Raw genomic sequence first — 23,954 nt, 5'->3', positions numbered from 1 at the left:
GACAGCCATAGCCCCGGTAATGCAACAAGTTTCGGCAAGCCCCAGGAAGGACCATTCATGACAGCGCTCGACCTCTATGTCAGCCCATTGGGCCGCGTCGAGGGAGACCTCGACGTTCGCGTCACCGTCGAGGACGGCGTCGTCACGTCGGCCTGGACCGAGGCCGCGATGTTCCGTGGCTTCGAAATCATCCTGCGTGGCAAGGATCCGCAGGCCGGCCTGATCGTGTGTCCGCGCATTTGCGGCATCTGCGGGGGCAGCCACCTGTACAAGTCGGCGTATGCGCTCGACACCGCGTGGCGAACACACATGCCGCCCAACGCCACATTGGTGCGCAACATCTGCCAGGCGTGCGAGACGTTGCAATCCATCCCGCGCTACTTCTACGCGCTGTTCGCGATCGACCTGACCAACAAGAACTACGCCAAGTCCACGCTCTACGACGAGGCGGTGCGCCGGTTCGCTCCCTATGTCGGCACGAGTTACCAACCGGGCGTGGTCCTTTCGAACAAGCCCGTCGAGGTGTATGCCATCTTCGGTGGCCAGTGGCCGCACTCGAGTTTCATGGTGCCCGGCGGAGTGATGTGCGCGCCGACGCTGTCCGACGTCACCCGCTCGATCGCGATTCTGGAGCACTGGAAGGACAACTGGCTGGAGGCCCGCTGGCTCGGCTGCACCATCGACCGCTGGCTGGAGAACAAGACCTGGGAGGACGTGCTCGCCTGGGTGGACGAGAACGAATCCCAATACAACAGCGACTGCGGCTTCTTCATCCGCTACTGCCTGGACGTCGGCCTGGACAAGTACGGCGCCGGCGTGGGCAACTACATCTCCACCGGCACCTACTTCGACCCGTCGCTGTATGAGAACCCGACCATCGCCGGGCGCAATGCCGCGCTCATCGGCCGTTCCGGCGTGTACGCCAAGGGCCAGTGGTACGAGTTCGATCAGGCCAACGTCCGCGAGGACGTCACGCACTCGTTCTACGAGGGCAGCCGTCCGCTGCATCCCTTCGACGGCGAAACCATTCCGATCGACCCCGAGCAGGGCCGCAAGCAGGGCAAGTACAGCTGGGCCAAGTCGCCCCGGTACGCCGTGGGCGACCTGGGCAACATCCCGCTGGAAGCCGGCCCCCTGGCCCGCCGCATGGCGGCCGCCGGCCCCAACGCCGCCCCACACCAGGACAACGACCCGCTGTTCGTAGACGTCATGAACAAGATCGGGCCCAGTGTCATGGTCCGCCAGCTTGCCCGCATGCACGAGGCCCCCAAGTACTACAAGTGGACCCGGGACTGGCTCGACCAGCTCAACCTCAAGGAAAGCTTCTACTCCAAGCCGATCGAACACGCCGAGGGCATGGGCTTCGGTTCGACCGAGGCCGCCCGTGGTGCGCTCTCGGACTGGATTGTGATCGAGGACAACAAGATCAAGAACTACCAGGTGGTGACTCCCACCGCCTGGAACATCGGCCCACGCGACAGCGGGCAGGTGCTCGGCCCGATCGAGAGCGCCCTGGTCGGTTCTCCGATTGTCGACCCCGAAGACCCGGTGGAGCTCGGTCACGTGGCGCGCAGTTTCGATTCCTGTCTGGTGTGCACCGTGCACGCGTACGACGGCAAGACGGGTAAAGAGTTGTCCCAGTTCGTCATCAACGGGATGGTCTGACCCTGACCGCGTACGATTGCGGCTTGGGATCCGCCAAAGCCCCCGACGACCTCGAACCCCGCGGGTGCGCGGTCCTGGTAGTCGGCTGCGGCAACCTTCTGCGCGGCGACGACGGAGTGGGGCCCGTCCTGGTCCGCCACCTCTGGGAACGCGGCGTGCCCGAGGGGGCCCGGCTGGTCGACGGCGGAACCGCGGGCATGGACGTGGCGTTCCAGATGCGCGGCGCGCAGCGGGTGGTCATCGTCGACGCGGCGGCCACCAGCTCCGCGCCGGGCACCATTTTCAAGGTGCCGGGCGCGGAATTGGCGGACCTGCCGCCGTTGCAGGGCCTGCATACCCATTCATTTCGCTGGGACCACGCCATCGCGTTCGCCCGCTGGGCGCTCGGCGACGACTGCCCGACCGATATCACCGTCTACCTGATCGAGGTCGAGGGCGTGGAGTTGGGTGCCGACCTGTCCGCGCCGGTACTGGCCGCTCTGGAGCTGGTCATCGACCGGATCGAGGCTGACCACCTGGCCGCGTTGAGGCCGGCCGCCGCTTCGGAGACCACCGTCGAATTCACCGCCGACGGCTACCTGCGGCTGGATGCCGCGTTGGCGGCCAGTCGATTCCCTTCCGACGCGGTGGCCGCCGTCGTCCGCGACGGCGACCTGTGGCTGATCCCGCTGCGAGGCCCGCGCAGCGGCGGACTGCTGCTGAAACAGCGCAACCCGGCGGGTGACCGTTCGCTGCTGATCCGCGAGGTGATCGCCGACCGCGCAATTTCGGGCGTCGCTGGTGCATCCTGGGACGATGCAACCAAGTCGCTACGGATTTCGTTGCGTGGCCGGCGGGAGCCGCCGGGGTGATACTGATGGCTGAGCGGCCGACGGACGGCGGGCGACCGGAGCGGCCCCCGACGGTCGTACGCGCCGACAGCTCGGCCGACGAGGCGCTGGACGTTCAGACCGTCGTGGTCGAGGAACGCGGCCGTTGGTTCGTCGAGATCGTCGTGGTGTTCGCCGACGGCGTGGTGCGCAAGCGGATCGACGGTCACCCCACCAAACGCCGTGCCGAGCTTTCGGCTGGCCTGATCAAGCGCGCCGCCGAACGCAATATCCGAGGACCACTCAATGGATGAGACCCATGACCACCGCCGCTGAGGTCAACCCCATCGCCGCGGTGGCCGCCAGACCGCAGCCGCTCGGCGCGTTCCCCCTGCCGCTGGGGTATCTGCTGATCCCCGCCGGCGAGGAGAACGACGCGGTGCGTTCGACGCTGCTGGAGGGGAACGAACCCGCCGCCTGGCCGGAAGGGCTGCGTGCGCACGAGCTCGCCCTTTCCGGCGACGTCGACGCGGCGTTGGCTCAGCTGAGCGCCGACGACCCCGTCACCCGATACAACCGGTTCGTGCTGCAGCCCGACGGCGTCGACACGGACCGGCTGCGCGCCGATCTCGGCGAATTCGGTGTGCTGGTAGACCTCGTGTTGTTCACCATCGGCGCACGCGACATGCCGCCCGAGGCCGACGACGCCACCGGGGAGCTTGCCGCCGTCGCGCTATCCGCGCAAGCCAGTCACGCTGTGGCGCAGGGGAACCCAGCGACCGCGGTCGCCCTGCTGATGCGTGCCGCCGAAGCTGCCGCCGAAGTGTCGTCATGCCTTGAAGGTGTGCTGATCGGGGCGGCCGGATCGATCGGCCGCGACACCGATGACGCGTCGGCCCAGCCGCGCCTGGAACGAGCGCTGCGTCTGCTCGACGGCGCCGACGGTCTGCGCGTCGCCCGGGCGGAGCTGCATCTCACCATTGCGGGGCTGATACACGAACGCGCCCAAGACAATCCGGGAGTCTTGGCGCAGGCGATACCGCACTATCACTCCGCGCTCCAGCTGGTGTTGCGGGAGGAGGCGCCGCTGCTGTGGGCGTCGGCGCATGCCAACCTGGCGACGGCATACCTGACCATGCCGATGGTGGAGGCGTCCGGCCAGTTGCGTCTCGGGGTTGCCGCGCAATCGCTGCGCTCGGCGCTGAAGGTCTACACCCCCGAGCGTTACCCCGAGCAGTGGGCGAGCGTCCAGCTGAATCTCGCGAACTCGCTGGTGTACACGCCGTCCAAGCACCAGGCCGACAACCTCGTGGAAGCGGTGGAACTCTACGAGGGCGTGCTCGCGACCCGCTCTCGCGAAAGCGACCCACTGGGCAGGGCCAGGGTGCTGGCCAACCAGGGCAACGCGCTGGCCCACCTCGGGATCTTCGACCAGGCCAAGGCCAAGTTGTACGAGGCGCGTTTCTTGTTCGAGGAGCACCAGGACAACGAATCCGTGCGTGCGGTGCGCGGCGTGCTGGACGAGATCGCCCGACAGGTGGCGCTTTCGCGTTCCGGGGAACTCGCATGACCGTGATATCCGAGCCCGGGCTCGAAGAACTGGCCAAGCGGGTTGACGACGCCGTCGCGGCGCTGGCCGACCTCGACCCGAAGGCCCGGGCCGTGGCCGAGGAGCTCAAGGCGGCACTCGAGGCCGTGCATCGTGCCGGGCTGGTGACCATGGTGCGCCGCATGCGCGCGGACGACGCCGCCCGTGCGGTCTTGTTCGAGCTGGTGGACGACCCGGTGGTGCACCTGTTGCTTTCCCTGCACGAGATCATCCGGCCCGACCCCGTCACCCACGCCAACCGGGTGCTGGCCTCCGTGCGGCCCCAGTTGCAAAGTCATGGGGGCGATGTCACCCTCGTCCGGGTCGAGGACGGCACCGCGTACGTGCGGCTCGAAGGAGCTTGCAACGGATGTTCGATGTCCTCGGCGACTCTGCGGAACCTTGTCGAGCAGGCGCTGGTCGAGGGCGTGCCGGCGATCGGCGCGGTCGAAGTGCTGCCGAACGAGCCGTCGCCGACGCTGATTCCGATCGAGGCCCTGCGCATCGGGTCGGCCACGGCGCGCGACGGGTGGGCCATGGTCGGGCCGGCCTCCGGGCTGGCCGACGGCGACGTGACGGTGCGCAGCCTGACGGCAGATTCGGGCGAGCATGCCGACGTGATCCTTGTGAGTGTCGACCATCGGCTGTCCGCCTACCGCAACGAATGCGCCCACGAGGCAATGCCATTGGACAACGCCGTCCTCGACGCCGACAGCGGGACGCTCACCTGCCCCTGGCACGGTTTCTGCTACGACGCGTCCTCGGGTGAATGCCTGAGCGCACCCGGCGCGCAACTCGAGCAATTGCCACTGCGCGTGGACGACGGAGACGTTTGGGTCCGAGTGCGCGGATGAGCCGCTACACGGTCCGGCACAACGTCACTGCGCCACCCCGGCGGGTCGAGGCCGTGCCCGATCTCGATCTCACCGGTGGCTGGTCGCCCGACGTGTGGCTGGGCGCACCCGCCCCCGGCGGACTGGCTCTTCCCGCGGCGGAACCCACCATGGCGTGGATGTATTCGCCGCGCGGGGTATACCTCGACGATCAGCATCTGGTGGTCGCCGACTCTGGGAACCATCGAGTGTTGTTGTGGCACGGCGTCCCCCAGGTCGACGAGCAGCCGGCCGACGTCGTGCTGGGCCAGCCGGACGGGTCGACCGAGGGCCGCGCGGCCGGCGGCCGCGGGCCCGAACGCGGCATGAACCTGCCCACCGGCGTCCTCGTGCACGACGGCCGGCTCGTCGTCGCCGACGCGTGGCATCACCGCATCCTGGTCTGGGACGAGTTTCCCGCGTGCACCGACGTCGCCCCGGATGTCGTGTTGGGGCAACCCGACGCGTCCTCGGTGGAGCCCAACGGGGGCGGCGAATGCTGCGCGGCGTCCTTTTACTGGCCCTTCGGGATCGCGATTGTCGGCGGCATTTTTTGGGTCGCCGACACCGGCAATCGTCGCGTTCTCGGCTGGCGGGGCGGGATTCCCGATCCGGGCCGGCCCGCTGACGTCGTGCTCGGCCAACCCGACGCCTCTCACCGGGAGGAAAACCGGGCGGGGGAACCCGGCCCGGCCAGCTTCCGCTGGCCGCACGACATCGCCGGACGGGAAGATCTGTTGCTGGTTGCCGACGCGGGCAACCACCGGATCCTGGGGTGGTCGCCCCCGCCCGGCTCCGACGCTCCGGCCGACGTGCTGGCGGGACAGCCGGATTTCGCCAGTGCGCAGGAATGGCCGTACGGTCCGCACACGGGTGACCGGTTTCGGTTCCCCTATGCGGTCGGTCTCGCCGGAGAACGACTGGCGGTGGCGGACACCGCCAACAACCGAATTCTGTTGTGGGACGGAGTTCCCACCGATGGCCGCCCTGCCGACTACGTGCTGGCGCAGCCGCACTTCGGGGCCAACGGCGAAAACCGCTGGTCGTCGGTGCAGCGCGACACCCTGTGCTGGCCGTACGGGCTTTCGCTGTGCGGGGACCGCTTGGCGGTTGCGGACTCGGGGAACAACCGGGTCGTGATCTGGCGGCGCCGGTGAGGCCGCGCATCGTCCAGGTCGACGGCCAGGTCGGGTTTTATTGGACCACAGCGGCCGGCGCACCGACCTCGCTTGCGCAATTGGCGGCGGCGGACGACGAGCCCGATCGGCTGGTGGCCACCCACCTGGAGGCGCTCGATGACGCGTTGATCATCGCCGCCGAGCGTTTTGGCGAAATGCTCGGCGGGGGAAGGGGACCCGCGGACGCGACCGAACGCGACGATCTGCTCGAGCTGCACCGCACCCTGGATCGGTTGTGCCTCGAGTACGCGCAGGCGTCCGAATCTGCTGGGGTAGAACCGGACCTGCGCGCCGGCAAGATCATCGGGACGGCCGCCTTGTTCTCGATCCGGGCCCGGCAGCCGCTCGGCCTGCTGGGGCCGGCACCGTTCGACGGCCAACTCGACGAACCCGGGATCGGGGTGGTGGGCGGCTTCGGGGAGATGCGGCAGGTGGATCCGGCACGACCCTGGCTGGGCGGCCGGTGGGTTGTTCGCACCGAAGCGGGACAACGATTCCCACTCACCCTGTCGATGTTGATGTTCGACAGCTCGGGGGTGAACAAGGACGGCGCGCGCCGGGAACACCTGGATGCGCTCGGTTCGGTGATCGCCGCGTCCCGCAGCCCCGATGCCGACCCACTTGCCGTCGCCTGTGCCGTCGACTGGTTGCTCTACGACTGGCTGATGGCCCATCGCGACGGGCCCGACAGCGCCGAAATCGTCTTTCCCAAAGGACACGAGGAGGGTGCCGCCGTCGTGGTGGCGGCGGCCGCCACGTCGGTGTCGGCCCGGGCGACCTTCGACCCGGGTCTGAGGGGCGTGGGCACGCGGCGACGCTGAGCGCCCGCGGGATCACCTGGCGTATCCCCCGATTCGGGGTTTGGTGACACGGTTCGAACGCCCAAGCTACGGGGTGTGGACCTCTGTCTCCTCGTCATGGTCGTGGCGGCCGTCGCTCTGGCGGTCGCGTGTGAGGTGATGGTCGAGTTGGCCATCACCGTGTTCGTCGCCCGCTCCCAGCCCGGCGCCGACGTGGATGACGCCCGACTGTCGAGGCACTGAGGGATGGCACCGGTGCTGTGGCCGCTCATTGCGCTGCCCTTGACCGGGGCGGCGATCTTACTGCTCGGCGGCAGGCGCGCTGACTCGTGGGGCCATGTGCTCGGGTGTGCGAGTGTGCTGATGTCATTCGGTTGCGGGCTGGCGCTTTTCACCGGCCTGCTGCATCGGGCGGCGCCCGATCGGGTGCTGCACGAGACATGGTTCTCCTGGGTGAAGGTTGCCGCGCTGGACGTCGAGTTCGGGCTGCAACTGGATGCACTGAGCGTGTGCTTCGTGCTGCTGATCACCGGCGTCGGGGCGTTGATCCACCTGTATTCGATCGGCTACCTGCGCGGCGACCCGGCGCGGCGACGCTTCTTCGGCTACCTGAACCTGTTCGTCGCGGCGATGCTGCTGCTGGTGCTGGCCGACAATTACCTCGGGCTGTACTTCGGTTGGGAGGGCGTAGGTTTGGCGTCCTATCTACTCATCGGGTTCTGGTCGCACAAACCGGCCGCGGCGACGGCGGCCAAGAAAGCGTTCGTCGTCAACCGAGTCGGTGATGTGGGGCTGGCGCTAGCCCTGATGATGATGTTCGCCCACCTCGGGACCCTTTCCTACGCAGGCGTATTCGCCAAGGCGTCACCGGCGGCACAGCCTGCGCTCACCGTCATCGGGCTGATGCTGCTGCTGGCGGCCTGCGGCAAATCCGCACAGGTTCCCCTGCAGTCATGGCTCGGCGACGCGATGGAGGGGCCGACACCGGTCAGTGCGTTGATCCACGCCGCCACGATGGTCACCGCCGGCGTGTACTTGATCGTGCGCTCGGGTCCCGTGTTCGACGCGGCGCCCGTCGCGCGGACGGCGGTGGCGGTCGTCGGCGCGGTAACCCTGTTGTTCGGGGCGATTATCGGCTGCGCCAAGGACGACATCAAGAAGGCCCTGGCAGCCTCGACCATGTCGCAGATCGGCTATATGGTGCTGGCGGCGGGTCTGGGACCGGCAGGCTACGCGGTGGCGATCATGCACCTGCTCACCCACGGCTTCTTCAAAGCCGGACTTTTTCTGGGCGCCGGGTCGGTGATGCACGGCATGGACGACGAGACCGACATGCGCCGCTATGGCGGGCTGCGCAGGGCGATGCCGGTGACCTTTGCCACCTTCGGGCTGGGCTATCTGGCCATCATCGGCATGCCGCCCCTGGCCGGGTTCTTCTCCAAGGACGCGATCATCGAGACCGCCTTCGCCGCCGGCCGCGTCGGCGGCGCGGTCCTGGGCGGCGTGGCAATCCTCGGGGCCGGGATCACGGCGTTTTACATGACCCGCGTCATGGTCATGACATTCTTCGGCAAACCGCGCTGGAACCCGGGTCTTCACCCCCACGAATCGCCCCTCGTCATGACGGTGCCCATGATCGTGCTGGCGTGCGGGTCGGTGGGCGGCGGAGCCGCCCTCGCGATCGGCGGCACCCTGCAGCGTTGGCTGCAGCCGGTGACCGATCCACGGTCGGCCGAGCAGCACCCCGCCGGGCCCGCCTGGGCGCTCATTGCCGCCACCTTGGCCGTGGTCGTGTTCGGAGCCGCGATCGGCTATCGCAGCCATGGGACTCGACCGGTGAAAACCGTTGCCTCGGAATGGGTGTCGGTATGGGTGATCGCCGCCCGTCGGGACCTGTTCGGGGACAGCCTGAACGAGGCGGTGTTCATGCGTCCTGGCCGGCGCCTGTCGCGGAGGCTCGCCGACGTGGATCGCCGGCTGATCGATGCCGCGGTCGAAGGCATCGCCCGGTTGGTCGGCGCCGGCTCGGCGAAGATCAGCAGGATCCAGACCGGCTTCGCGCGCTCGTACGCGCTGGCGATCCTCTTCGGTGCCACCGGTTTGTTGTGCAGTCTTGTCGTGGGAAGGCTCTGATGACCCAGTTGCCGTTGTTGAGCGTGTTGTGGCTGGCGCCCCTGGTGGGAGCCTTCGTGGTCCTGGCGGTGCCGGGGGGCAGGCCGGTCGCAGCGAAATACACGGCCGTCGGTGTCTCGTTGGCCGGCGTGGTGATCGCCGGGGTGCTCGTCGTGCGCTTCGAACCGAATCGACCGGGTTACCAGTTCGTGGAAAGCCACTCATGGTTACCGACTTTCGGTGCAGGGTATGTCGTCGGTGTCGATGGTGTCGCGATGGTGCTCGTGGTGCTGACCTCGGGGTTGATGCCGCTGCTGCTGACGGCCGGGTGGAACGACGCCGAGCGGCCGCACGGCTATGTGGCGCTGATGCTGGTCGCCGAGTCGACGATGCTCGTCTCGCTGGTTGCGCTGGACCTCCTGCTCTTCTTTGTGTCCTTCGAAGCGATGCTGATCCCCATGTTCTTCCTCGTCGGCCGGTACGGGGGGGCCGGCGCGCCTCGGGCCGCACTGAAGTTCTTGCTGTACAGCCTGTTTGGCGGCCTGCTGATGCTGGCCGCGTTGATCTTCCTCAACCGGGCAGCCGCGGGGACTTTCGATTTCCGCGCCATCGTGGCCGCGGTGTCCTCGGGTGCGATAGCCCCGACTCCCGCGGTCATGCACCTGCTGTTCCTTGGCTTCATGTTTGCCTTCGCCGTCAAGGCACCGCTGTGGCCGCTGCACACGTGGTTACCGGGGCTGGCCGTCGAGGCCACACCGGTGACGGCGGTGCTGATGATGGCCGTCGTCGACAAGATCGGCACGTTTGGCATGCTGCGATACTGCCTACAACTCTTCCCCGGGAGCGCAATCCTGTTCCGGCCGTTCGTCATCGCCCTGTCGGTCGTAGCGATCGGCTACGGAGCCCTGGTGGCGATCGGGCAGAGCGACATCATGCGCGTGATCGCCTACACATCGATCAGCCATTTCGGGTTCATCGTCCTCGGCATTTTCGCGATGACCGAGCAGGGCCAGTCCGGTGCGACGCTGTACATGGTCAACCACGGCGTGGCGACCGCCGCGCTGTTGCTCATCGCCGGCTTTTTGGTCTCGCGCAGGGGCACCCGGCTCATCGCGGACTACGGCGGCGTGCAGCAAGTCGCTCCCGTGCTTGCCGGAACGTTCCTGATCGCCGGCATGGCGTCGCTGGCCCTCCCCGGACTGGCGCCCTTCGTCAGCGAATTCCTCGTGCTGGTCGGCACGTTCGGCAGGTATCCGGTGTTCGCGATCTTCGCCGGATCCGCGCTCGTCCTCTCGGCCATCTGCATCCTGTGGCTCTACCAGCGGTTGATGACCGGGCCCCGGAGCGAGGGCGACGCACCGGTCGGCGACCTGCGGCCCCGTGAACTGGCCGCGGTCGCACCGCTGCTGGCGTTGCTCGTCGTCCTGGGCTGCTATCCCCAACCCGCACTGGACGTGATCAATCCGGCGATCGGGCACACCGCGCTGGCCGAGCCGGTGCCGCCACCCAGGCGCGGCTAACGCGCCGCGGCCAGCTGTGCTTTGCGCAGCTCCAGCAGGCGCAGTACCATCGGCGTGAAGATCAGCTGCATGGCCAGATCCATCTTGCCGCCCGGGCACACGATTGTGTTCGCACGAGACATGAACGAGTCATGAAGCATCGCAAGCAGATACGGGAAATCGATGCCGTGCGGGTCGCGGAACCGGATGATCAGCATCGACTCGTCGGCGGTGGGTATGGACCGGGCGATGAACGGGTTGGAGGTGTCGACTACAGGCACTCGCTGGAAATTGACGTCGGTATGCGAGAACTGAGTGCACATGTAATTCACGTAGTCGGGCATGCGGCGCAGAATGGTGTCGGTGACTGCCTCGGAGGAGTACCCGCGCGACACCTTGTCGCGGTGCAACTTCTGAATCCATTCGAGGTTGATCACCGGGACCACGCCGATCCGCAGGTCGGCATGCGCCGCGACGTCGACCTCATCGGTGACGATGGCGCCGTGTAGTCCCTCATAGAACAGCATGTCGGTGTCCTCCGGAATCTCCTCCCACGGCGTGAAGGTACCCGGCTCCTGGCCGAAGGGCTCGGCCTCCTTCTCGTCGTGCAGGTAACGCCGGACCTTGCCGGTGCCGGTCTCGCCGTAGGTCTGAAAGAGCTGCTGTAGCTCGTCGAAAAGATTGGCCTCCGGACCGAAGTGGCTGAAGGAGTGGTCGCCGCGCGCACGGGCGTCAGCGATCGCCGCCTTCATGGCGACGCGGTCGTATCGGTGAAAGCTGTCCCCTTCGACGAACGCGACGTCGATGCCCTCGCGGCGGAATATCTGGTCGAAGGTCCGCATGACGGAGGTCGTTCCCGCCCCGGAGGAGCCGGTGACCGAAATGATGGGGTGCAGGCGCGACATGTGTTCCCTCCAAATACGATCGGGTGATCGGGTCAGCCGACTCCACTGCGGTACAGGCCGCGGACGCCGTACAGCGGTGACGTGGAGGGCCTTACATAGTCCTTGCGGTGGTAATCCTCGATCAGCTCGACCTCGTCGGCCGCCCCGAAGATCAGGGGCACACGTTGATGCAGGCTCGTCGGGACGACATCCAGCAGGCGGCCGCGGCCGGTGCTGGCCGCGCCGCCTGCCTGTTCGACGAGGAACCCGATCGGGCTGGCTTCATACAGCAGCCGAAGGCGCCCCGGCTTGTCGGGGTCCTTGTCATCCCGCGGATACAGGAACACACCGCCGCGGCTGAGAATTCGGTGCGTCTCGGCGACCAGTGACGCGACCCACCGCATGTTGAAGTCCTTGCCCCGCGGCCCGGTCCGGCCCGCCAGGCACTCGTCGATGTAGCGCTGAACCGCGGGCTCCCAGAACCGCCTGTTCGAGGCGTTGATGGCGAATTCGGTGGTGGAGACGGGGATTTGGATCGCCTGTCGGGTCAGAACGAACTCCCCGAGTGTGGGATCCAACGTGAAGGCGTGCACGCCCGTGCCGACCGTGAGCACGAGCATGGTCGACGGGCCGTAGATCGCGTACCCGGCGCACACCTGCCGCGAGCCGGGCTGCAAAAAGTCCCCGGGCGCCGGGTCGCCGCCGGGATCGGATGCGCGCAGGATCGAAAAGATGCTCCCCACAGAGACGTTGACGTCAATGTTCGACGATCCGTCGAGCGGATCGAAGACGAGCAGGTATTTGCCGCGGGGATACTGCGTCGGCAGCAGGTAGGGCTCGGCGAGTTCTTCCGAGGCCATTCCCGATACCTGGCCGCCCCACTCGGTTGCGCGCAGGAAGTAATCGTTGGCCAGCACGTCCAGTTTCTGCTGCACTTCGCCTTGCACGTTCACCGCGTCGGCTGCGCCCAGAACACCGCCCAGTTCTCCCTGCGCCACCCGGGTCGAAATGGCCTTGCAGGCAAGGGCGACATCGAGGATCAGCGAGTTGAGTTCGCCGCTCGCGTCGGGGTGGCGCCGGCGTTCCTCGATCAGGAATTTGACCAGCGTGGTGCGGTTGGTGAGCATGCGCAGATACCTTTGGCGGGGCGGCACGAGGCCGACGGGCGTTCGGAAGACCGGTCTTCATCGTCCGATCCGGGCGGGCGCTATCCATCCCCCGCATGGGTGGCCGCGCGGGGGACGGGCCCCGCGGCGAAGCCCGGTCCGGTGTATGCGTGAAAGCCGCTGCGGCGCAGCGATTCCGTCCTTTCGATTCCCGTTGTGTGCTCACACCGCACCGCGCCCCGACAAGCCCCCCGCGCGATGACAACGAATGCTGACCATGTCCATCGCGGCCCGGCGGTGTCCCGCGACGGGAGGGCATTTGGGCGCGACCGCGGGACGAATTCGAAAGACCGCGTGGGCGCCGGCGGTTATCGATGCTCAGATCGAACTGGATTGCGCGACGCGGCCGGATCCATCGGGTAACGCCCTGCAGTCGCGCGACGCCGGCCCCAACGGGCTGTGATCTGCGACTCCCTCACGGCCTCCACCTGAGAAATCCTTGTCAATTGCGCCGTTTCGGGAACTTCGCTCCGATCGTTAGCTAGCGGGCTGGACCCGCTGGCAGGACGGGTGCCGATCTTCGCTGCAATGGGCATGAAACGCATTCGTGCATCGGCTTATTAAGAAACGCGTAAGGCCGCGCTCGGAACATGCCCGGCAGGGAATCTTTTCATGCGAGCGGGCCGAAATTCCGCCACTAAACTCGCAGAAACGGCGCCTATGGGCGCGGAAATCAATGAAGTCCGGGCCGTGGATATGCACCAGTGACTTCGACCTAGATAGGCGGTGCTCGGTATGAGCAAGGTGAACGGCCGGAAGGCTGCCCACGATCGAAACGCTTGCGTTCCCGACGGCGCGGTCCGCATTGCGGTCGAGAACGGCCCGATCAGCGACGTCGTCGCCGACGCGGACGGCGGCCGGCTGTTGGTCACGAACTACGGCGGCGACAGTGTCTCCGTGGTCGACCCCTACGCCTTCCAGGTCATCGACACGATCGCCGGCCTGAGCGAGCCGTTCGCGATCGCCATGGGCGGCGGCCGGGCGTACGTCAGCGTCGCGACGCCGGCGTACGACGCGATCGCGGTCATCGACCCGGGCGCCGGCGAGGTTGTCGCCACCCATCCGCTGGCCTCCCGCATCAGCGACCTGGCGGTCAGCCCCGACGGCGGCTACGTGTACGCCGGCCGGAGCGGGGCGGACGGAGCCGACGTGGCGATCGTCGAGACCGCCACGGGCCGCGTCGAGGAAGTCCGCCTGCCCGGCCCGGCGCACACCACCGAGTGCGTGCGCGTCAGCGCGGACGGCGCGCGCGTCTACGTGGCCACCAACGGCCCGGCCGGCGGCCAGCTCGTCGTGCTGCGGGCCCGCGGCGCCGGCCCGCGCGTGATGAACGCGATCGGCATCGGGCTGCCCATCCGCGACGTGGCGCTGAGCCCCGACGGTGCCGTCGCCTACGTCGCCAGTTGCGCCCCGGATGCCGGCGCGGTGGTCGATGTCGTCGACACCCGCGCCCACAAGATCACCCGCACGCGGAAGGTCGGCGACCTCGGGGGCATCCTCACCGGGCTCACCGTCAGCGGCGACGGCGACCGCGCCTACGTCGTCAGCGACACGGGGATCACGGTGCTCTGCACACTCACGCACGACGTCGTCGGCACCGTCACCGCGACCGACCGGCCGTCGCGCGTCATCGAAAGCCCGGACGCCAGGCGCCTCTACGTAGCGGACTACTCCGGGGCGGTCACCGTCGTCCCCGTCGGCTCGGCCCCCGCGCTGGTTGATGACGACGAGGCCTCACCCGGGGGTCTCCTGCTGCCCGATCTCACCCCGCGCGAACCGGCGCTCGTCTAGGCGGGCTCTGCTCATTTGCCGCCGAGATCGCCGCCGTGGTCGTGATCCGCGGCCAAGCGCGACCCGCACGGCGATCTCGGCGGCTTGCGCTTGACCGGTTGACGCCGGTTGACACCGGTTGACAATGGGGCAAGTCGGGGTAACCCGTTACGCGCAGCTGCGCACGGCGATAGCATTCGCCCGATTGCGCAGCAGGCGGCGCTGCGCCGGACCACAAGAGGCGGTACATCGATGGACAGCACGATGCAGGACTTCCCGTTGACCATCGCCGCGATCGTGCGCCACGGCTGCGGTGTGCACGGGGCACGGACCGTCACCACATCGACGGGGAACGGTTACCGGAGCTGCACTTACCGCGAACTCGGCGAGGAGGCCGCCCGGCTGGCAAACGCGTTGCGCCGCCTGGGCATTACGGGTGACCAGCGGGTCGCGACGTTCATGTGGAACAACAGCGAGCACCTGGCCGCCTACCTGGCCGTCCCGTCGATGGGTGCGGTTCTGCACACCCTCAACATTCGCCTCTTCCCCGAGCAGATCGCCTTCGTCGCCAACGAGGCCGAAGACCAGGTGGTGCTGGTCGACTCGTCGCTGACCAGGCTGCTGGCCCCCATCCTCAGCGAGCTCAAGACGGTGCACACGGTGATCCTGGTGGGCGAGGGCGACACCGCTTCGCTGGAGGAATCGGGCAAGACGGTGCTGCGCTACCGCGACGTGATCGATGGCGAGTCGGCCGAATTCGACTGGCCTGAGATCGACGAAAAATCCGCCGCCGCAATGTGTTACACGAGCGGCACCACCGGCAACCCGAAGGGGGTGGTGTACAGCCACCGGTCGAGCTTCTTGCACGCCATGGCGGCCTGCACCACCAACGGCATCGGCGTGGGCGCCAGCGACAGCGTGCTGCCGATCGTGCCGATGTTCCACGCCAACGCGTGGGGTCTGCCGTACGCGGCGCTGATGGCCGGGGCCGACCTGGTGCTGCCCGATTGCCATCTCGACGCCCGGTCGCTGATCGGCATGGTCGAGGACCTGCGGCCCACCCTGGCGGGAGCGGTGCCGACGATCTGGAACGACGTCCTGCACCGGCTCGACGACGAGCCCGGGCACGACATGACGTCGCTGCGGCTGGTGGTCTGCGGGGGTTCGGCCGTCCCCGTGTCGTTGATGCGCGCCTTCGAGGAGAACCACGGCGTCCAGATCCGGCAGCTGTGGGGCATGACGGAAACCTCCCCGATGGCCACCATGGCGTGGCCGCCGCCCGGCATCCCGGAGGACCAGCACTGGGCCTACCGCGCCACCCAGGGCCAGCCCATGTGTGGCGTAGAGATGCGGATCGTCGACGACGAGGGCCGGGTGCTGCCCAACGACGGCACCGCCGTGGGCGAGGTGGAAGTCCGCGGGCCCTGGATCACCGGCTCGTACTACCTCGGGCACGACGACTCCAAGTTCGACTCCGGCTGGCTGCGCACCGGCGACGTCGGCCGCCTCGACGAGCGGGGCTTCGTCACGCTGACCGACCGCGCCAAGGACGTCATCAAGTCCGGCGGGGAGTGGATCTCCTCGGTCGAGTTGGAGAACTGCCTCGTCGGGCATCCCCACGTGGTGGAGGCCGCGGTGGTGGCGGTGCCCGACGAGCGGTGGCAGGAAAGGCCGCTCGCCGTCGTCGTCGCCAAGCACTCCGTGAGCGCCGAAGAGCTGCGAAAGTACCTCGCGGACAAGGTGGTTCGATGGTGGCTGCCGGAGCGGTGGACGTTCGTCGACGAGATTCCGCGGACCAGTGTCGGCAAGTACGACAAGAAGGCCATCCGGTCGCGATACGCCGAGCACGGCTATTGGGTGGTCGAGGCCTTCGACTGATTGCCGCTACCCCGTTCCCTCGCGAGCAGACGCAAAATCGGCCATTTTTGCGCCCGAGAGCCGGATTTTGTGTCTGCTCGCGGTGCGTGGCCGAGCCCGTCGGAGCACGCCGGCGCGGACTGAGGTGGGTAGCGTCGGCGTCAGTGTCAGGGTGAGGTGCCGCTGATCGCGGTGGTGGGATCCTGATCATCTGGTGCTTGGCTCGTAGCGTCGGTGCCGCCTTCGGGTTGGCGTGCATGCGTTTTGTCGGCACCAGGTGTGAAGGACCGGCCGGCGTGACTTGATAGGAGCGTGGCACCGCCCCCACTGAGGTTTGTCCGCCGACCGGCCCAACCGTCACCTCTCAGTGAATGGAGGCAACCACCATGGTTGTTGTTGGAGCCGATGTACACAAGCGCACGCATACCTTTGTCGCCGTCGACGAGGTGGGCCGCAAGGTTGGTGAGAAGACCGTTACGGCGGTCACCGCTGGGCATGCCGAGGCGGTGATGTGGGCCCGCGAACATTTCGGCGACGACGTCGTCTGGGCCATCGAGGACTGCCGGCACTTGTCGGCGCGTCTGGAACGCGACCTGTTCGGATTTGGTCAGAACGTGGTGCGGGTTCCCCCGAAGATGATGGCTCAGGTGCGGGCTTCGGCGCGCACGCGCGGCAAGTCCGATCCCATCGATGCGTTGGCGGTCGCGCGGGCATTTCTGCGCGAGCCAGATCTGCCCGTCGCCTCTCACGACGAGGTGTCACGTGAGTTGAAGTTGTTGGTCGATCGCCGCGAAGTCCTTGTCGCACAACGGACTGCGATGATCAACCGGCTGCGCTGGCGTATTCACGAGCTCGATCCCGAGCGCGCCCCGGTGGCTCGGTCATTGGACCTGGCCAAACACCGGGTCATCCTCGGTGACTGGCTGAACACCCTCGACGGTCTGCTCGCCGAGCTGGCCAGCGACGAGTTGGCCGACATCACTCGACTCACCGAACAGATCAACGCCTTGGCTAAACGCATCGGTGAGCATGTGCGTGCCGTCGCCCCGGTGCTGCTGGCGATGCCCGGATGCGGGGAGCTGACCGCGACCAAGCTTGTCGGCGAGACCGCTGGCGTCACCCGATTCAAGAGTGAGGCAGCTTTCGCCCGCCATAGCGGTGTGGCGCCGGTGCCGGTGTGGTCGGGCAACACCCACGGCCGGGTCCGGATGACGCGTTCGGGCAACCGCCAGCTCAACGCTGCGCTGCACCGCATCGCGGTCACCCAGATTCGCCTCGACGGCCTAGGCCAGAGCTACTACCGGCACCGCCTCGCTCAAGGCGACTCCGCCCCCGAAGCTCTTCGTTGCCTCAAGCGCCGCCTCGCCCGCGTCGTCTTTCGCCACCTTCACACCGACCACAACAACCGCCAAAAGCCTTGCCAACTGGCAGCGGCTTGACATAGGAGAAACTCATGTGTCGACTCTTCGGCCTGCACGCCGGAACCGATGTGTGCACCGCAACGTTCTGGCTGCTCGACGCCCCGGACAGCCTGGCCGACCAGAGCAGGAGGAACCCGGACGGCACGGGTCTCGGCGTCTTCGACGAACACGGTCGGCCGCGGGTGTACAAGCGGCCGATGGCGGCCTGGGAGGACGCCGCCTTCGCCACCGAAGCGCACGAGCTGAGCGGCACGACGTTCCTCGCCCACGTGCGGTACGCGACGACCGGGTCGCATCAGGTCCGCAACACCCACCCGTTCCTGCAGGACGACCGCATCTTCGCGCACAACGGCGTCGTCGAAGGGCTCGATGTCGTCGACCATCGGCTGCGCGAACTCGGCGCCGAGGGCCTCGTGCTGGGCGACACCGACTCCGAGCGGGTGTTCGCGCTCATCACCGCGTCGATCCGCGCCCGCGCCGGCGACGTCCCCGGCGGCCTGCTCGACGCCATGCGCTGGCTCGGCGCCAACGTGCCGATCTACGCGGTCAACGTGCTGCTGTGCACGGCCACCGACATGTGGGCGCTGCGCTACCCGGACACCCACGAGCTGTACCTACTCGACCGGCGCCACGACACCCCCGCCACGCGCGACTTCCACATGCGCACCGACCGGATCCGTGCGTATTCCCGGCACCTGTGCACCCGGTCGTCGGTCGTGTTCGCCAGCGAACCGATGGACGACGACGAGCGCTGGCGGCTGCTGGAACCGGGGGAGTTGGTGCACGTCGACTCCGCCCTGCGGATCAGCCGGGGTGTGGCGCTGCCCGACCCGCCCGCGCAGCTGATCCGCCGATCGGAGCTGAGCCCGGACGTCGAGCAGGCGCAGCACGTCATGGCCTGACCTTGCGGCACTGGCATAGTGGATCGACGTGACAGCCAGACGAGCCCTTGTGCTGGGCGGTGGGGGCATCGCCGGGATCGCTTGGGAGACCGGACTTTTGCGTGGTATCGGCGACGAGTCACCGGAGGCGGCCCGGCTGCTGCTGGAGTCGGACGTGCTGGTGGGGACCTCGGCGGGCTCGGCGGTCGCCGCCCAGATCGGCAGCGGCACTGCGCTCGCGGAGCTGTATGACCGTCAGGTGGCCGAGGCGTCGGCCGAGATCGACTCCGGTGTCGATGTGGACGCCATCACCGGCATGTTCCTGGCGGCCCTGCGCGAACCCTACGACGACCCGCGGGACATCACCCGCCAGCAGATGCGGCGGATCGGAGCCGTGGCCGTCGCGACCGAGACCGTCGCCGAACCCGTCCGCCGCGCCGTGATCGCCCAGCGCCTGCCCTCCCACGACTGGCCCGACCGGGTGCTGCGCGTCACCGCGATCGACGTCGGCACCGGCGAGCTGGTCGTCTTCGATCGGGACTCCGGGGTGGACCTCGTCGACGCGGTGGCGGCCAGTTGCGCGGTCCCGGGGGCATGGCCGCCGGTGACCATCGGGGGCCGGCGCTACATGGACGGCGGGGTGGCCAGTCCGGTCAACCTCGGGGTGGCCGGCGACTGCGACGCCGCGGTGGTGCTGGTGCCCTCCGGCGCGGACTCACCCTCGCCGTTCGGCGACGGGCCCGCCGCGGAGATATCCGCCTTCCCCGGCGACACGCTCGGCGTGTTCGCCGACCAAGAGTCGCTGGCCGCCTTCGGCCCCAATCCGCTTGATCCGCGGTGCCGCGTCCACTCGGCCCGGGCGGGCCGAGCGCAGGGGCGCCGTGAGGCCGCGGCCGTCGCCCGCTTCGTGGGCGCCTAGCGGTCAGGCCTCGATCGCGGGCGGCGTGCCGCCGTCGTCCCCGGCCTCAAGGGCGTCCAGCGCCCGGTCGGCCAGCGCCCGGCCCACGCCGATCACCTCGACGGCCCGGTGAAATTCCAGGCTCCGGCACGTCGAGCGGGGCACCTCGATCAGCAGGTCGGGCGGGTAGGTCGCCAGCGTGTGGCGTGCCAGCGCCGCCTGCGCGATGTCGATGGTCCGGTTCATCACCTCGAAGCTGCCGAGCTTCGGCACCCCGGGCGCGATGGCCGGCTCCGCGTCGTCGGACGCGTGCTGGGCGTCGAGGTCCTCGGTGTTCCCGGAGTCCTCGAAGTCTTCCGCGGCCCCGGCCCAGCTCTCCGACCCGCCGAACCTGCTCAACACCGCGCGCGCGGTCGGACGGTCCAGCAGCGATCGCGCCGCCGCCGTGTCCAGCAGGGCGGTGGTGCTGCGCACCATGCGGTTCAACCACTCGGCGGTGGCGCCGGGTTCGGGGGCGCGGTTGGGGATAGCCTCGCTGCCGCTGAGGCTTACCGCGATGGTCAGGTCGGCGCTGACCGCGGCCAGCGGCGCCATCGGCAGCGGGTCCAGGATGCCGCCGTCGGCCAGCAGGCGGCCGTCGACCTCGTGGGGGGCGATCACGCCCGGTATCGCGATTGACGCCCGGATCGCCTGGTCCAGCGGGCCGCGCTGGAACCACACCGATTTGCCGGTCAGCAGATCGGTCGCGACGGCGGTGTAGGGGACGGGCAGCTCCTCGATGGCGACCGGGCCGACGATGTCGCGCACGGCATCGAGGATTTTCTCCGCGCGCATCACCCCGGCCGCGGTGATGGAAGGGTCCAGCAGCCGCAGGATGGTCCGCTGCGTCAACGATTTCGCCCAGTCCGCGAACTCGTCGAGACGCCCCGCGGCCTGCAGACCGCCGACCACCGCGCCCATGGACGAGCCAGCGACGCCCACGACCTCGTACCCGCGGGCGGCCAGCGCCTCGATCACCCCGATGTGGGCGTACCCGCGGGCGCCACCGCTGCCCAGCGCCAACGCCACCCGGGACGCCCCGCGTGGGCGCGCAGGTTCAGGTGTGCCGGCCATCCCCACATTCTGCGCGGCGTGGCGGGGCCGTACCGGCTGGGCCGGCACTTCGGGTACCCGTGATTTCAACTGCGCGGGCGCCCGGCGCCGGTCCGCGCTACCCGCACTCGTCGTTGGCGGCGGCGCGCGCGGCGGTGATCACGGCGGCCTGCCGCGCCAGGGTCAGATCCGCCCACCGGGCGTTCCACGTGCCCGGGGTGCCCGCCGGCGACGCCTGCACCATCGCCAGATACGGCTCGAACTGCGGTTGACCGGTCTTGGGCTGGCCCTCCATCCACACCTTTGCGGCGTGGCAGGCCTGGTAGTACTCCTCCTCGGTCGACTCCGCGGGGACATCGACCCTGGTCGTGGTACCGGCGGGGGAAAGACCAATGGCGCCCGGCGGCGCCGAGCCGGGCCCGGTCGGGATGCTCGAGGGCCGCGGTGACGGCGACGCCGGATGGCCGGGCTGGGCGTCGCGGCCCTCGTGGGAGCACCCCGCGACCGCCAACACACCGGCGACGAAAACCGCCCCGACCCACCGCGGGGACCCATGACCGCACCAACGCACGTAGTCAATCTATGCAACACTGGCGGCCGTGATGGAGCGCTTCGGATTTTGCGAGTGTTGTCGGCCCTAACGCGCCGCCGCTCGTCCGTTCGTTTTCCCTGGAGCCCCTCCCCATGTCTTTGTCCTTGACCAGGCCCCTGCCTGTCGACACCTTCCCCGCGCTGCGCCCGTCGGCCCCGTCGGCGGGGCCGACGCGGCTGCGGGTACCCGACCTGCTGAACGCCACCGACCAGGCCGCCGACGACGTGCTCAGCGGGCGCTGCGACCACCTGCTGCCCGCGGGTGGCCTGCCGGACTCACGGCGCTGGTTCACCCGCATCTACGGCGACGACGAGCTGGACGTTTGGCTGATCAGCTGGGTGCCCGGCCACGCCACCGAACTGCACGACCACGGCGGGTCCCTCGGCGCGCTGACCGTGCTGTCCGGGTCGCTCAACGAATTCCGCTGGGACGGGCAAAGCTTGCGGCGCCGGCGGCTCGATCCCGGCGATCAGGCCGGCTTCCCGCTCGGCTGGGTGCACGACGTGGTGTGGGCGCCGAGGCCGGTCCCGGCGCCCGCCCTCGAGGCATCACCCACGCTGAGCGTGCATGCGTACTCGCCACCGCTGACCGCGATGTCCTACTACGAGGTCATCGATCGAAACCGGTTGCGCCGCAAGCGCACCGAACTGACCGACCACCCGGAGGGAGCTTGATGAGCCGCATCGATGTTGTTTTGAGATCCGCCCGGCGCCGGTTTCGTCGCCTGCCCGCGGCCGAAGTGCCCGACGCCGTGCGGCGCGGCGCGCTGCTGGTCGACATCCGGCCTCAGGCGCAGCGCTTCCGCGAGGGCGAGCTGCCCGGGGCCTTGGTCATCGAGCGCAACGTGCTGGAGTGGCGCTGCGACCCCACCAGCGAGGCCAGGCTGCCCGAGGCCAGCGGCGACGACGTCGAATGGGTGATCGTCTGCTCGGAGGGCTACACCTCCAGCCTGGCGGCCGCCGCGCTGCTCGACATCGGCCTGCACAATGCCACCGACGTCATCGGCGGCTACCGGGAGCTGGCCGCCACCGGTGTGGTGGACCAGCTGCTCGGGCCGGCCGACCCCCGCCGGACGGGGCTGGCCGACGCCGGCAACCCCGGTCACCGCTGGCTCTGACTAGCTGGCGTGCAGCAGCGGGCGCAGCCGTTCGGTCTTGTCCGGCGTCCAGCCCGGCGGGGACAAGACCGCCGCCCAGGCGTCGGCGACGTCTGCCACGTAGTCGTGACCGTGCCCGGGCGGAACCTTCTGGGCGACCGCCATGTCGGCGGTGACCTGCAGGAAGGTCACCACCGGAATCCACTCCGTCTGGGGTAGCACGTCGTATCCCCGCTTCTCCCGCAGCCAGTCCGGGCGGGCGAAAAGCAGGTCGGGCGTCCACCAGGCGATCGGGTCCGAGGCGTGCTGCAGATAGACCACCCGCGGGTGGTCCCACTCGGGTGAGGGGCGATTCAAATCGCTTGCGCGCGCGACAAACCGGACGTTCTGGCCGCCGTTGTAGATCGGCAGCCACTGCGGCGAACCGGCATCGCGGGTGGAGGTGAGGTCGGTCCAGATGGTGTTGTTGAAGGTCGGTCCGCTGAACAGGGCGCCGTCGGTGCGGGCCAGCACGTTGTTGAGGCTCATGAACGGCGCCTCGCCGCCGAACGAGCCCAGGCTCTCGCCGAACACCACGAGCTTGGGGCGCTGCCCCTCGGGCAGCCGCCGGATGAGCCTGTCGACGGCCTCGAACAGCGCCTGGCCGGCGTGTCGGGCGTTCTCCTTGTCCACCAGGAACGACAACCAACTCGGCAGGAACGAGTACTGCATGCTGACGATCGCGGTGTTGCCGTTGTACATGTACTCCAGAGCGTCGGCCTCGGCCTCGTTGATCCAGCCGGTGCCGGTGGTCGTCCCGACCGCGACGACGGCGCGCTGCAGGCCACCTTCGCGCTCCAGCTCCTCGGCCGCCACCTCTGCGGTCGCCGTGATGCCGTCCGCCGAGTTCAGGCCGGCGTAGGCGCGGATCGGCTCGGTGGCCGGCGCGCCGTTGAACTTGGTCAGCTCGTCGGTGGTCGGACCGCTCTCGACGAAGATGCGGCCCTCGCGGCCCAGCGAGTCCCAGGACACCAGCGACTGGGGCCCACCCGATCGCAACGGCGTCTTCGGGGCTGCGGTGTCGGGACTCATCTCGTTGTTCGCCGAGGCGAACGTGTCGTTCATGGTGCGCATCGCCGCCTTGAGGACGACGCCGTTCAGCAGCGTGATCGTCAGCGTCACCAGCAGCACCACCACGATGGCCGCGGAGAGCCGAAACGGCGCAAACCGGTCGACCTGCCCGACCAGGAAGATGACCAGCCAGCGGACGAACTGCCCGATCTCGACCAGAGTGAACAGCACCACCAGCGACGTGCCGGCGGCGATCGGGTAGTCGTACCACTTCAGATGACCGACGCCCATCAGGTCCCGCACGTCGTCCTGCCAGTCGTGGAAGCCGATCGCCATCACGACCATGCCGACCGCGCCGGACGGGATCAGCATCATCCACGCCCAGCGCGGCGCGGGCGGGCTGGACTCCCGGGCCCAGAGGTACCGATAGAGCCACACGGCGAAGACGCCCAGCCCGTACCCGCTGGCGCCCGAGAGGCCGCTCACCAGCCCCTGGAACAGACCGCCGCGGGGCAGCAGCGACGGCGTCATCGAGCACCAGACGAAGACCAGGCCGACGGCCGTGCCGGTGAACGTGTAGTGGCGAACCCACCAGGGGTTGCCCTCTCGCCGCGGCCCGGCCGCCTCCGCTTGCGCGCCTTCAGTTTTCGTGTCGGCGCGCTCGGTGCCGGCCCGTTCGTCGGCGGTGGCGGTTTTCGTGGCGGGCGCTTCGCTCATCGCGCGG

Annotated in this window: 22 protein-coding genes; 17 read left to right on the top strand and 5 right to left on the bottom strand. The window is 68.6% G+C overall.

Going from position 1 to position 23,954, the window contains the following annotated elements; all coding sequences use genetic code 11:
* The first annotated feature begins 57 nt into the window (after nt 1-57).
* The 10 genes from G6N56_RS11270 (at nt 58) to G6N56_RS11225 (ending at nt 10,544) form a co-directional block, all read left to right on the top strand.
* Nucleotides 58-1,665 (top strand): nickel-dependent hydrogenase large subunit, encoded by a 1,608-nt coding sequence (locus tag G6N56_RS11270; RefSeq protein WP_085256109.1) that lies wholly within the window; start codon nt 58-60, stop codon nt 1,663-1,665.
* Nucleotides 1,666-1,688: 23 nt separating this feature from the next.
* On the top strand, nt 1,689-2,516 hold the full coding sequence (locus G6N56_RS11265; RefSeq protein WP_085256108.1) for a hydrogenase maturation protease: 828 nt from the start codon (nt 1,689-1,691) through the stop codon (nt 2,514-2,516).
* A gap of 5 nt (nt 2,517-2,521) precedes the next feature.
* Complete coding sequence (locus G6N56_RS11260; RefSeq protein ID WP_085256117.1) at nt 2,522-2,788, top strand: hypothetical protein; 267 nt, start codon at nt 2,522-2,524, stop codon at nt 2,786-2,788.
* 5 nt (nt 2,789-2,793) lie between these two features.
* Complete coding sequence (locus tag G6N56_RS11255; protein ID WP_085256107.1) at nt 2,794-4,044, top strand: tetratricopeptide repeat protein; 1,251 nt, start codon at nt 2,794-2,796, stop codon at nt 4,042-4,044.
* Nucleotides 4,041-4,916, top strand: a complete 876-nt coding sequence (locus G6N56_RS11250; protein WP_085256106.1) for a NifU family protein — start codon at nt 4,041-4,043, stop codon at nt 4,914-4,916. The genes G6N56_RS11255 and G6N56_RS11250 overlap by 4 nt, the downstream gene beginning before the upstream one ends.
* Nucleotides 4,913-6,091, top strand: coding sequence for an NHL repeat-containing protein (locus tag G6N56_RS11245; protein WP_085256105.1), 1,179 nt, complete (start codon nt 4,913-4,915; stop codon nt 6,089-6,091). Before G6N56_RS11250 ends, G6N56_RS11245 begins: the two co-directional genes overlap by 4 nt.
* Nucleotides 6,088-6,933 (top strand): hypothetical protein, encoded by an 846-nt coding sequence (locus tag G6N56_RS11240; RefSeq protein ID WP_085256104.1) that lies wholly within the window; start codon nt 6,088-6,090, stop codon nt 6,931-6,933. Before G6N56_RS11245 ends, G6N56_RS11240 begins: the two co-directional genes overlap by 4 nt.
* A gap of 75 nt (nt 6,934-7,008) precedes the next feature.
* Nucleotides 7,009-7,155, top strand: a complete 147-nt coding sequence (locus G6N56_RS11235; protein ID WP_158090724.1) for a hypothetical protein — start codon at nt 7,009-7,011, stop codon at nt 7,153-7,155.
* Nucleotides 7,156-7,158: 3 nt separating this feature from the next.
* Entirely contained in the window at nt 7,159-9,045 is a 1,887-nt protein-coding gene (gene nuoL / locus G6N56_RS11230) for an NADH-quinone oxidoreductase subunit L (RefSeq protein ID WP_085256103.1), read from the top strand.
* Nucleotides 9,045-10,544 (top strand): NADH-quinone oxidoreductase subunit M, encoded by a 1,500-nt coding sequence (locus G6N56_RS11225; RefSeq protein ID WP_142280631.1) that lies wholly within the window; start codon nt 9,045-9,047, stop codon nt 10,542-10,544. Before nuoL ends, G6N56_RS11225 begins: the two co-directional genes overlap by 1 nt.
* Here G6N56_RS11225 and G6N56_RS11220 read toward each other — a convergent pair.
* A complete protein-coding gene (locus G6N56_RS11220) occupies nt 10,541-11,428 on the bottom strand; it encodes a phosphoribulokinase (RefSeq protein WP_085256102.1) in 888 nt (295 codons plus the stop codon). The genes G6N56_RS11225 and G6N56_RS11220 overlap by 4 nt on opposite strands.
* 32 nt (nt 11,429-11,460) lie before the next feature.
* Nucleotides 11,461-12,534, bottom strand: coding sequence for a class 1 fructose-bisphosphatase (locus tag G6N56_RS11215; protein ID WP_085256101.1), 1,074 nt, complete (start codon nt 12,532-12,534; stop codon nt 11,461-11,463).
* 774 nt (nt 12,535-13,308) lie between these two features.
* Between G6N56_RS11215 and G6N56_RS11210 the strand changes: the two genes are divergently transcribed.
* From G6N56_RS11210 to G6N56_RS11190, 5 genes are all read left to right on the top strand, one after another.
* Nucleotides 13,309-14,364: a YncE family protein gene (locus G6N56_RS11210; RefSeq protein ID WP_085256100.1), complete on the top strand. Its 1,056-nt coding sequence runs from the start codon at nt 13,309-13,311 to the stop codon at nt 14,362-14,364.
* A 231-nt stretch (nt 14,365-14,595) separates the two neighbouring features.
* Complete coding sequence (locus G6N56_RS11205) at nt 14,596-16,221, top strand: long-chain fatty acid--CoA ligase (protein ID WP_085256099.1); 1,626 nt, start codon at nt 14,596-14,598, stop codon at nt 16,219-16,221.
* Between the two features lie 350 nt (nt 16,222-16,571).
* Entirely contained in the window at nt 16,572-17,639 is a 1,068-nt protein-coding gene (locus tag G6N56_RS11200) for an IS110 family RNA-guided transposase (RefSeq protein ID WP_456299247.1), read from the top strand.
* A gap of 14 nt (nt 17,640-17,653) precedes the next feature.
* On the top strand, nt 17,654-18,523 hold the full coding sequence (locus G6N56_RS11195) for a class II glutamine amidotransferase (RefSeq protein ID WP_085257828.1): 870 nt from the start codon (nt 17,654-17,656) through the stop codon (nt 18,521-18,523).
* 28 nt (nt 18,524-18,551) lie between these two features.
* Entirely contained in the window at nt 18,552-19,421 is an 870-nt protein-coding gene (locus tag G6N56_RS11190; RefSeq protein ID WP_085257827.1) for a patatin-like phospholipase family protein, read from the top strand.
* A gap of 3 nt (nt 19,422-19,424) precedes the next feature.
* On the opposite strand, the gene G6N56_RS11185 is transcribed toward G6N56_RS11190, so the two are convergent.
* Both G6N56_RS11185 and G6N56_RS11180 read right to left on the bottom strand, forming a co-directional pair.
* Nucleotides 19,425-20,513 carry a patatin-like phospholipase family protein gene (locus tag G6N56_RS11185; protein ID WP_142280796.1) on the bottom strand — a complete coding sequence of 363 codons (1,089 nt, stop codon included), beginning with the start codon at nt 20,511-20,513 and terminating at the stop codon, nt 19,425-19,427.
* A 97-nt stretch (nt 20,514-20,610) separates the two neighbouring features.
* The gene (locus G6N56_RS11180) at nt 20,611-21,063 is read right to left on the bottom strand and encodes a lipoprotein LpqV (protein WP_085257825.1); all 453 of its coding nucleotides are present in this window, start codon (nt 21,061-21,063) and stop codon (nt 20,611-20,613) included.
* Between the two features lie 113 nt (nt 21,064-21,176).
* Here G6N56_RS11180 and G6N56_RS11175 point away from each other — a divergent pair, with 113 nt between their 5' ends.
* On the top strand, nt 21,177-21,758 hold the full coding sequence (locus G6N56_RS11175; RefSeq protein ID WP_085257824.1) for a cysteine dioxygenase: 582 nt from the start codon (nt 21,177-21,179) through the stop codon (nt 21,756-21,758).
* Entirely contained in the window at nt 21,758-22,201 is a 444-nt protein-coding gene (locus G6N56_RS11170; RefSeq protein ID WP_085257823.1) for a rhodanese-like domain-containing protein, read from the top strand. The genes G6N56_RS11175 and G6N56_RS11170 overlap by 1 nt, the downstream gene beginning before the upstream one ends.
* Here the strand turns inward: G6N56_RS11170 and G6N56_RS11165 are convergent, their stop codons facing one another.
* Nucleotides 22,202-23,947 (bottom strand): alpha/beta hydrolase, encoded by a 1,746-nt coding sequence (locus G6N56_RS11165; RefSeq protein ID WP_085257822.1) that lies wholly within the window; start codon nt 23,945-23,947, stop codon nt 22,202-22,204.
* Nucleotides 23,948-23,954 lie beyond the last annotated feature (7 nt).

It is taken from the genome of Mycobacterium saskatchewanense (assembly GCF_010729105.1).
In the GTDB taxonomy this organism is placed as follows: Bacteria; Actinomycetota; Actinomycetes; order Mycobacteriales; family Mycobacteriaceae; genus Mycobacterium; species Mycobacterium saskatchewanense.
The sequence above is the reverse complement of the archived record's forward strand: the minus strand, read 5'-3'. Positions and strand labels throughout refer to the sequence as shown.